Source organism: Dolichospermum lemmermannii CS-548 (assembly GCF_028330815.1).
In the GTDB taxonomy this organism is placed as follows: domain Bacteria; phylum Cyanobacteriota; class Cyanobacteriia; order Cyanobacteriales; family Nostocaceae; genus Dolichospermum; species Dolichospermum lemmermannii.
The window spans coordinates 1-10,585 of record NZ_JAQMTJ010000245.1 but is presented as its reverse complement, the minus strand read 5'-3'; the positions used below and the strand labels follow the sequence as shown (position 1 = coordinate 10,585).

Genomic DNA, 10,585 nt, shown 5'->3' with positions numbered 1-10,585 from the left:
CATCACATTGCTACCCCCCTTAGTCCCCCCTTGTAAAGGGGGGAAACAATAAAAATCCAGTTCCCTCCCCTTTACAAGGGGAGGGTTAGGGTGGGGTAAAAAATATTTAATACATCAACCATAACTTTTCAAACACCCTCTAATAGTCTGAAAAATAATGTAGAGACGTTCGATACAAATTTCCTGCTTACACTCCCTTAGAGGGTGTAATGATCAGCTGAACAAATATGGATTTTACGTAAAAAACAGGATATTTTTTTTAAAGATTTGATAAAACATCCCCACAATTAACCAATTCATTAGAGAATATCTAGCAGACAATAGCTTATAAAACTTAGGAGTTATACAGAAAATTATTGAATAAGGATGTGTTTTTTTTGTTATCAATGTGGATAATATAAAAAAGCATGACACAGATACGGAAAGTAGATGTTAGCAAAAGGGAAAATATGAGAATTTTAGTGACGGGCGGTGCTGGTTTTATTGGTTCTCATCTAATTGACCGACTCATGAATGATGGTCATGAAGTCATCTGCCTGGATAATTTCTATACAGGAAAGAAACACAATCTCCTCAAATGGTTAGATCATCATAATTTTGAACTGATCCGTCACGATATCACCGAACCAATTCGGTTAGAAGTGGATCAAGTTTATCATCTGGCTTGTCCGGCTTCTCCAGTGCATTATCAGTATAACCCAATTAAAACAGTTAAAACTAACGTTATTGGCACACTCAATATGTTGGGGTTAGCTAAACGAGTTAAAGCCAGATTTTTATTAGCTTCCACCAGCGAAGTCTACGGAGATCCAGAAGTTCATCCCCAAACTGAAGATTATCGAGGCAGCGTCAATCCCATTGGCATTCGCTCATGTTATGACGAAGGTAAGAGAATGGCCGAAACCTTAGCATTTGACTATTACAGAGAAAATAAAGTCGAGATTCGCGTCGCCAGAATATTCAATACTTATGGACCGAGAATGCTGGAAAATGATGGTCGCGTAGTCAGCAATTTTGTCGCGCAAGCATTACGAGGTGTGCCTTTAACTGTTTATGGTGAAGGTCAACAAACCCGCAGCTTTTGTTATGTTTCCGACTTGGTAAATGGACTAATGCGATTAATGAATGGTGAACATACCGGACCCATAAATTTGGGTAATCCTGATGAGTACACTATCTTGGAACTGGCGCAGGCTGTGCAAAACTTGATTAACCCAGATGCACAAATTAAATTTGAACCCCTACCTGCTGATGATCCCCGTCGTCGTCGTCCCGATATTACTAAGGCACAAACTTTGTTAGATTGGGAACCTACTATTCCTCTGCAAGACGGTTTAAAATTAATGATCGAAGATTTCCGTCAACGTTTTCAAAAGTAGTGGTTTAGTAATTCACAACTGACAACTGTACGGGCGAAGCATTTGGAGAACTATTTTTGGCAATGACCGATAATTTATCTTCCTAATGCTTCACCCCTACTGACAACTGACAACTGTACGGGCGAAGCATTTGGAGAACTATTTTTGGCAATGACCGATAATTTATCTTCCAAATGCTTCGCCCCTACTGACAACTATAAAAAACGGGGTTTTAAAAATGCGTGTTTGCGTAATTGGTACTGGTTATGTTGGTTTAGTAACAGGTGCTTGTTTGGCTCATATTGGCCATGATGTAATTTGCATAGATAATAACGAAGAAAAAGTAAAATTAATGAAGTCTGGGCAGTCGCCGATTTTCGAGCCAGGACTCTCGGAAATTATGCAGTCTGCCATTAGTAGTGGCAATATTCAATTTTCTAGTGATCTCGCGGCTGGTGTTAATCATGGAGAAATCCTGTTTATTGCCGTGGGAACTCCTCCTTTACCCAATGGTGAAAGTGATACCCGATATGTAGAAGCTGTGGCTCGTGGCATTGGCGAAAATCTTCAAGGTGGCTATAAGGTAATTGTCAACAAATCTACTGTCCCCATTGGTTCTGGTGACTGGGTAAGAATGATTGTTTTAGACGGGATTGCTGAACGTCAAAAAACATTGCTGGTATCTGGTGATACAGCTAGTGATGATAAATTATCGAAGATTGCTAATGATTTTGATGTCGTCAGTAATCCAGAGTTTCTCCGGGAAGGTTCAGCAGTTCATGATACATTTAACCCTGATCGGATTGTCTTAGGTGGCAATAGTCAACAAGCCACTGGCATGATGAAAGAACTATATGCGCCAATTGTCGAACGCAAATTTGCGGCTGATAAATCTTTGCCTCCTGTTCCAGTTTTGGTAACAGATTTAAGTTCGGCAGAAATGATTAAATATGCCGCTAATGCCTTTTTAGCCACCAAGATTAGTTTTATTAATGAAGTTGCTAATATATGCGATCGCGTTGGTGCGGATGTTACCCAAGTAGCAAAAGGCATCGGTTTAGATTCCCGTATTGGTAGCAAGTTCTTACAAGCTGGCATTGGTTGGGGTGGTTCATGTTTCCCCAAAGATGTTTCCGCCCTCATTCACACCGCTGATGATTATGGCTATGAAGCCCAACTCATGAAAGCCGCTGTCAGTGTTAACGAACGTCAACGCCTAATCGCCCTAGAAAAACTCCAACAGGCTTTAAAAATCCTCAAAGGTAAAACTGTGGGACTACTCGGTTTAACCTTCAAACCAGATACAGACGATTTACGGGACGCACCGGCACTAATCTTGATTGAACAACTCAACCGATTGGGAGCTAAAGTCAAGGCTTATGACCCCATTATTTCCCAAACAGGAATGCGTCATGGTCTTTCTGGTGTGTTAGTAGAAACCGACGCGGAAAGACTAGCAGATGGCTGTGATGCTTTGGTACTTGTCACCGAATGGCAACAGTTCAGCACTTTGGACTATGGGAAAATGGCAAAATTAATGAACCATGCTGTCATGATTGATGGTCGTAATTTCCTTAACCCCCAAGCAATGGTAAAAGCTGGATTCCAATACGTGGGCGTGGGCGTGGGAAGGTAGGGGAGGTTGGGGAGGTTGGGGTTTAGCATTGCTAAACCCCTACAAATCTAGGTTTTTCGTGATTTTACAAAAGTCCATGTCCCAACTGTTTTGAGTATATATAAATCCAGTCACCTTGGACTATTGCTGTCAAATCTCCGGGAAAAGGATCTGTTCGGGAACGATTGGGGGCTGTGATTAAGGCTGTGATTTTTTCAATATGTTCAAAATTAGGGGCATCAGGAAGTATTTCTTGAAGTAGCTGACGCATGACCCGACGTTGTAAAGCTAGGGGTACTTTTTTTAATAAACAGCGGTTTACCTTTAAATTACCTTTCTCGCCCTGTACTGAGGCTTCTAGCCGCAACTGATGGGCTGTTTGTTCCAAATACTCTACCTCTGCTTGTAAAAGTTCGGCTGTTTGCGCTAAATTTGCTTCTACTTGGGGATTGAAATTCGCTTTTAAATAGGGGATTAATTCTTGACGAATGCGGTTTCGCGCATATTGTAAATTTTGATTGGTGGAATCTTCCCAAATTGGCAAATTAAACTCTTGACAAAATTGCTCTGTTTGGGAACGGTTAACTTCTAATAATGGACGCACTAACATGATATTGTCAGTTAGGGGACGTTGCCAAGTTAAAGCTTGTAAACCATCAGCACCAGTACCACGCATTAAATTGTATAGTAAAGTTTCTGCGCGATCGCTGGCAGTATGTCCGGTAATAATATATTGATAGTTATAACATTGGGCGATTTTTGTTAAAGCCTGATATCGCCAATTTCTGGCTGTGGCTTCACTGTTAACGGGTTGATTAGCTGTTTCTAAATAGAAGGGTATGTGCCAAGTTTTCGCTAAATTTTTAACGTGGTGAGCATTAGCTTGGGAGTCTTCACGCCAACAATGATCACAATGGGCTATGGCTAGATTCCATCCCCATTTGGGTTGTAGATCTAATAGTAATTTAATTAAGCATAGGGAATCTTGTCCACCCGATACTGCGACTAATAGCTTTTGATTGCGCTCAAATAGATTACGGGCGCGGATAGTCCGATGTATTTGGGCGTGGAGGGGTGTCCATGTCATAATAGATATTTAATCAAAGGTAAAAAGAGAAACCCGCCAATCACACATAGAACAACGACGAAGAGAACTTTCAAGCCTATACCTAATGTAACTTCCATCGCTAGTAAAGTCAGAAAAACAAAATTGAGAGCAAAGCTGAAGAAAACAATTGGGATAGGGAGGATAACTTGTTTTTGACCAGCTTTAATTTTTTGGATTAACCGCAAAATTTTTTGTGTATTTTGTGGTCTATTTTTTGGATCATGCTCCATTAAATAATCAATTAAATCTTTAAATTCTTCAGAAATTTCTGGGGCTTTATCTTGCCATAATAACTTTCCGGTTTGTCTATCTCTTTGAAAGTTATCGTATCCAGGATAAGTTCCTGTGAGTAAGTGCAGAAATGTCCGCCCTAATGAGAAAAAATCAGATGTATAATCTACCTCTTTACCAGCTTCTTGCTCTGGTGAACAATAGCCTAATGATCCCACCATTGTAGCCGGAATAGTTTGCTTTTGAATTTTTTGGATAAATTCTTTAACAATACCAAAATCAATTAATACTAATTGACCATCAGGTTTTAACATTATGTTATTTGGCTTAATATCCCGATGTAAATAATTCTGACTATGAACATGAGATAGGATAAGGGTCAATTGTTCTAGCCATTCGATAGCTTGTTGGCTATTAGGAATTTTGTAATTTTGTTCCAACCATTTACCCAAATCCTGTCCAGCAATTTTCTCCATGACTAAACCATGTAAAATTTCCCGGCTGTGAGGACATTGAAATTTAATGTAAGCATCCGCTTCTACGCGGGGAATTCCCGGATTATTTAATTGTTTTAATACATTAAACTCTTGTTCAAAAAGTCCCAAGACTTTATCACTTGATTGGGTTAAAATTTTAATAACTTTATGATCATTGATCAACCTATCTTCTACTTCAAAAGTTTTACCAAAACCACCATCTCCTAATTCTTGCAGAACATGATAACGATTATGGATAATATCTCCAGGTTCAATCATAGCTTTCTCTCTTTTGGGTTAATCAACTACTTATTTATTTTATAATCCTTGATCATTTGATAGACAATCTAATTTTGTCAAATCATAGTTCATTGGGGCAAATATTGCCCCATATTTGGAACATTTAGTAGGGACAACATGAACTATTTGGGAAGGGTTTTCTTTCCTATCTCCATCCTGATCAAAAGAAATATTTCCTGACGCTCCTTCTTTGATCTGTAAACCATTTAATTGCTGCTGTATAGTCGATCTTTGTTTTTCCAAACGATCATTGATAGAAACTTTTTCTAGAGCCGTTGTCAAAACTAAAGTAGCATCATAGGATATCCCGCTTTGAACACCTATATTACCAGTTCCCCAGAGTTGTTTAGCTTTGTCAACAACCTCTTGATTAGGACTTCTTAAAGGATGCCAAGAAATGACTATTGAAAGGTTCTTGACAATATTTTTTTTATTCAGTATTCTCTCATCATATAGAACAGATTGTCCTCCGATTGGTAGTTGATCTTCATTGACATCAATCAGGCTTAAAGTATTTTTAAAACTATGGGGAGTAACTCGACCATCAGGAATGAGAATCAGTGCTTTTGCCCCTTGCTGCTTAACTTCATTTAAGGTACTATCAGGAGTAAAATTAGAGCTAGACACATCTCTTTCAATTATCCTATTTGCACCTAATCGGGTACGAAATTCTTCAAAAGCAGATTTACTGAAAGTGCTACTTGGGGTATAAAAAATAGCTACTTTTTCTCCACTAGCTAATTGTGATAATTGCAATTTATCAATTAACTCAGGAATCTCAAATTTAACACTAGGAACAGTCCGAAATAAAAAATTTTGTGGAAATTTATGACCGGACAAAATACTGTTTCTGGCAGCCGTAGCAGGAGAAATAACAACAACTCTCTTATGTTGATAAACAGGTAAAGCTAGTCTCGTGAGTTCAGATGTATAATGTCCAATAACTGCAACTACATCATCTTTAGAGAGCAGATATTCAGCTAAATTATTAACTGTGTCAGGTTTATTTTCATCGTTAACAACGAGAATTTTTAAACCTGGATGTCCAGGATTTTTGTTAAAATCTTCTTGAACTTGTGCCGCACCTCTTAATAAACCTTCCGCTGTGCCTCTAGCATCCTGATTAATAGGAACAACAATAGCAATAGTGTAACTTTTTTTGCCTTCCTTCATCAATTTGGCATTGTTGAGGTAGATTAAAATTTCCGGGTTATTTTTATCCTTGCGTCTCTGTTCAGTAAAAAAATCAACAGTTTTTGGAAAGTTACCTTGTTGAAACAATGGAAATTTATTTTTCGTAAAGAGACTTTCTTCTCCACAAGATAAATTGTCATTTAACTCAAAATCTTTACACCAATTTTGAGAAAAAATATTTATCAATAATTGCGGATTAAAAATCAAATATATCCAGGAAGAAAAACTAAGTATCAAGATTATTAAAAATAACCATTTAGCCAAAATTGGATATTTACGGATTTTTCTGGAAAGATTTGTCATTTTAGTCATCTTTTTTAGGGAAACGTCTTTTAATATATTTAATAAGTAAAGGATGCACAATACAAAAAGTTGGTAATCTTTGGCTATCATCCCTTGCAATTAACCCATCTGTACATAATTTATCTATGGCTTGACCAATTTTTGCTTGAGAAATAGAGGGAAATAATTGATAAATTTCAGGAAGTGACATTGGTTCTGTTTCATAAACTAATTTTCGCACAATATTGAGTTCTATATTTGATAAACCAGAAATATGTTTATCAAATAAATCAGTTATGACATCATGAATAAAAAATGTTCCTTTGAGAAAGTCATCAATTTCACCATTATAATTATTTTGAATATGTTGAGCAGCAAATTCTAAAGCTGATGGATGTCCTTGATACTGTTTAATAAGTCTTTCTCTTCCCTTTTCTGACAATTTAAAATTATTCAATATGTATTGAGAATCTTGATTATTTAAACCAGTTAATGTTAATTCTCTAACTCTGGATCTGTCCACAATATCCATTTGTTGATGTGTTTGTAAACTGACAAATACTACGCAACTTTGATGTTCTAATGTTGCAACAGATTTTAAAAGTTTTCCATAATTAGAATAGTTTATTTTTTGCTGATCTTCTGATATTTCATCAGTTGCCATTAGTTTTTCCCAATTATCAAAAATCAGTAAGCACCGATGTTGATTTAAGAAAGAAATTAAGCTAAGAATTCTCTGAGATATATTTTTTTTATGGGGATTTTTTTCTAAATTATTAGCTGGAAAATATGATTCTATATGAGTTAAAAAATCTTCTAAAAAAGGGGAATATTCAAGCTTCTTCCAGATAATATAATCAAATTTATCTTTAACTTTATCCACAAACTTTCTTAATAGTGGTGTTTTCCCAATCCCACCCATACCAAAAACCCCCACCAAAGGACAGTGTTCTTTAACTATCCATGTTTCTAACTTAGATAATTCTTCTACACGGCCATAGAAATCTTTAGGAACTGGTGCTTCCCGTAAATCTATCCGTAATAAATTGTTTTCTGTATCTTCCTCAGTACCAGGATGTTCTAAAAGTCGTGGGAGAGTTAAGAAGCAATTCTTTTTGCTAACTTTCCTATCTGTAACTTGACTGAGGTATTTGAATAAATCAGGACCCGTATTATTTTTGATAGTGTCAACAGCATAACCGAGATTATCCATATTGGCATAGGCGATATTTTGCAAAGAATATTCTAAAATCGCTTCTTGACAAGCATTTAAATGAAAATCTATGCCTTTTTCACGCTTTACCCAATCCTTTAATCCTCTAATTATCTGTTTTGTATCCATGGTCTAGTTCTCTCCTGATATCCTGTTCTGGATTGTATCTTAATTTGCCATAACTTTATTAGTTTTATTAGTCTTTATTAGCTAAATACTGATTAGTTAATTGTATTTACAGTTACATCTAATATTGAGATACTTGATTGTGTAAGGACAAAAAAGAGGTTGTTATGGCTTATCAAGATAATTCAGTAATTTCACTGTCAGAAGTTGCTAATGTCAACAGACAGTATAATATTTTGCAGGTAATATCAATACAATCACTGCAAGGGCAAAATATTTGGTTTACACAGAGTCATCAAGGAGATGAGGATGATGATCCTCTAGTTCCTCCTAATTAATTGAGCGGATATTATTTGTCTGGAGAATTAATAATTCTCATCGCTTCCAACTTACAAATTTCTAATTCTGGTAATTTACAATGGGCTTTTTTAAGTTCTTGATCATGGGTATAAAATTCTATAAAATTTCGCCATGATTCTCTAGAAGCTTGCCGATTTCCTTGTGCTGCTTGGACTTGTGCTAATAAGCAATAAGCTGGGGCATAATTGTTTTCTAATTCCAGACAAACAAGTAAATGTTGGTGTGCTTGTTCATAAGAATTTTGCTGAAAATATGCCCAAGCAAGATTTTTGTGTAATGAAACTTTAACTGTGTCATCTTTCACCTTTGACAAAATTGGTTCAATAATTTTCACAGCATCTGCACTATTTCCTTGGAGAATTTGCAACCGAGCTAAATTATTAATAGCAGCATCAGCAGCGCGGTTTTGATATTTAATTGCAATCTGATAATGATGACAAGCATCATCTAAATTATCTAACTTTTCGTAAGTTGCCCCTAGATTATAGTGAGCAGAACCATGATTTTTATTTAATTCCACTGCTAATTCTAGATAAGATGCAGCAATTATAAAATCATTACTCAGGTAGCTTTCATGTCCTAATTGATTTAGAGATTTAGCAATTTCTTTTTTTTCTTTTTCACTGAAATTCATGCGTCTTAGCACCTTTTTTAATTCTTCTGGAACGGGTTTATGAACTGATAGTAAATACAAGATAGATTTAGTAATATCTTCATGATCTTCATCTTCTGTTTTTGCTAGTTCTTTTGTCCATTTAGATTGACTATCAGTTAATAACTCTGGTTTATATTTAGCAAACAATCCAACCAAGTCTGAGCGTTTGTAACGACGACTATCAGCAGGTTCATTATTCAGTCCAAATTCGTAACATATTCTTTCCACATACTTTCTCACGGATGCTTCTGTAATGTTCATCGCTTCGGCTATATCCATATCTGTATGGCCTGAAAGTATTTTCTGCAATACGTTTTTGCGGTTTTCTGTGAGGTTATAGAATACGCGTTCAAACTCTTGTTGATTCATTCTTGATTTTAATTGCATCAGTTATATATTCACGATTGTGACTATTTTACAGTAATTTAACATCAATTATGCTCTGTGATTATTATCACTTAGGCAAAGGTGATAGTTAAGTACGTGATCTGAAAATTTAAATCTCTGTTATGGGGTTGACACCTGTAAGTAAGTATGTCACAATTTTTTTAGTTTATTAAGTCACTGAACAACAAAATTTGATGTGACATAGCTGGGGGGAAGAAATGCTTTTATAACCAAAGCCAGTTAAATTCTGGACAGACTTTACTGGTATCGCAGCTAAGGTCATTTTTACACAGTCTCTAACTCAAAATAATTTCGTTTTTCAGGTTGAAAATTAAGGTTTACCTACATCATGAATAAACACAAGTGCTTTTTAGGGTTAGCTATATTAGCTACTTTAGTCACGACTCCTGCTCAAGCGGAGGAAGTTTCTAGGAAAGCGGCCGACTTAATGTCCCAAAATTCTAACTCGACTGATTCAGTAGATCAAAACACTAATAATACTCAACCAGTCAACACCCCAGCATCCACATATAAGAGTGGTGATACCGATTCTAAGCTGCCTGCAAGTAGATATTACTATCTAAGTGGAAGTGTTGGTAGTGCTGCTCCAGGCAATGATGTGAAATTCAGTAGCATTTATAATGACAAAATTAGCTTGGCTTTAGATTCTACTTCCCAATGGAACATAGCTTTTGGTTATCAGAAGCATGACTTACGCAGTGAAGCGGAAATTAGTTATAGCTCTTTTGGCGTTAATAAAGCTAGTATCAATACCCAATCTTTTCCATGGTCTGGTAATGTCAGCACAATTTCTATTCTTGGGAACATCTACTGGGATATCCCGACTGGCTCTAAATTTCGTCCTTACCTTGGTGCTGGTTTCGGCGCTGGTATCATTAGCGGTAAAATTAAGGATCAGGGGCAAGAAGCTGACCTTGGTACTGGCTCATCTTTTGCTTATCAAGGAAAAGTAGGTCTTCAATATGAACTTGTGAGGAAAGGTAATGCCTTTGTTGAATTTAAGTACCTTGGTATAGGCACTTATCAAAATGATGCTGGTCGTGATGTGACTCCACCTAATTCTTATGGTGTAAACGTTGGTTATCGGCAAGGTTTTTAATCGTTAATAGCATATTTTAGCCCACCTTCCGCACCCTAAACTGTCACACAACGAAAAATGGTCGTTTGGGGATTTGATATTAGCGATCGCCACCTAAGATTTCGACGATTTTGTATCAAAATTATCCTCACAGGTATTCAAAAATCCGAAATTACCGATT

9 protein-coding genes are annotated in these 10,585 nt (G+C 36.5%); 4 read left to right on the top strand and 5 right to left on the bottom strand.

Annotated features, from left to right (window positions below; genetic code table 11):
• The first annotated feature begins 449 nt into the window (after window positions 1-449).
• Both PN450_RS16460 and PN450_RS16455 read left to right on the top strand, forming a co-directional pair.
• Complete coding sequence (locus tag PN450_RS16460; RefSeq protein ID WP_015081118.1) at window positions 450-1,379, top strand: UDP-glucuronic acid decarboxylase family protein; 930 nt, start codon at window positions 450-452, stop codon at window positions 1,377-1,379.
• Window positions 1,380-1,596: 217 nt separating this feature from the next.
• A complete protein-coding gene (locus PN450_RS16455) occupies window positions 1,597-2,994 on the top strand; it encodes a UDP-glucose dehydrogenase family protein (RefSeq protein ID WP_271836961.1) in 1,398 nt (465 codons plus the stop codon).
• A gap of 64 nt (window positions 2,995-3,058) precedes the next feature.
• On the opposite strand, the gene tilS is transcribed toward PN450_RS16455, so the two are convergent.
• Genes tilS through PN450_RS16435 form a run of 4 tightly spaced genes read right to left on the bottom strand, consistent with a single transcriptional unit; the run spans window position 3,059 to window position 7,906 of the window.
• Window positions 3,059-4,060, bottom strand: a complete 1,002-nt coding sequence (tilS, locus tag PN450_RS16450; protein WP_271836960.1) for a tRNA lysidine(34) synthetase TilS — start codon at window positions 4,058-4,060, stop codon at window positions 3,059-3,061.
• Window positions 4,057-5,067: a serine/threonine protein kinase gene (locus tag PN450_RS16445; protein ID WP_271836959.1), complete on the bottom strand. Its 1,011-nt coding sequence runs from the start codon at window positions 5,065-5,067 to the stop codon at window positions 4,057-4,059. The genes tilS and PN450_RS16445 overlap by 4 nt, the downstream gene beginning before the upstream one ends.
• Before the next feature lie 39 nt (window positions 5,068-5,106).
• On the bottom strand, window positions 5,107-6,594 hold the full coding sequence (locus PN450_RS16440) for an ABC transporter substrate-binding protein (RefSeq protein WP_271836958.1): 1,488 nt from the start codon (window positions 6,592-6,594) through the stop codon (window positions 5,107-5,109).
• Window positions 6,587-7,906, bottom strand: a complete 1,320-nt coding sequence (locus PN450_RS16435; protein ID WP_271836957.1) for an NB-ARC domain-containing protein — start codon at window positions 7,904-7,906, stop codon at window positions 6,587-6,589. The genes PN450_RS16440 and PN450_RS16435 overlap by 8 nt, the downstream gene beginning before the upstream one ends.
• 164 nt (window positions 7,907-8,070) lie before the next feature.
• Here PN450_RS16435 and PN450_RS16430 point away from each other — a divergent pair, with 164 nt between their 5' ends.
• On the top strand, window positions 8,071-8,241 hold the full coding sequence (locus tag PN450_RS16430) for a hypothetical protein (protein ID WP_213717765.1): 171 nt from the start codon (window positions 8,071-8,073) through the stop codon (window positions 8,239-8,241).
• Between the two features lie 11 nt (window positions 8,242-8,252).
• Here PN450_RS16430 and PN450_RS16425 read toward each other — a convergent pair whose 3' ends face one another.
• A complete protein-coding gene (locus PN450_RS16425; RefSeq protein ID WP_271836956.1) occupies window positions 8,253-9,287 on the bottom strand; it encodes a LuxR C-terminal-related transcriptional regulator in 1,035 nt (344 codons plus the stop codon).
• Between the two features lie 367 nt (window positions 9,288-9,654).
• Here PN450_RS16425 and PN450_RS16420 point away from each other — a divergent pair, with 367 nt between their 5' ends.
• A complete protein-coding gene (locus PN450_RS16420; protein WP_271836955.1) occupies window positions 9,655-10,425 on the top strand; it encodes an outer membrane protein in 771 nt (256 codons plus the stop codon).
• Window positions 10,426-10,585 lie beyond the last annotated feature (160 nt).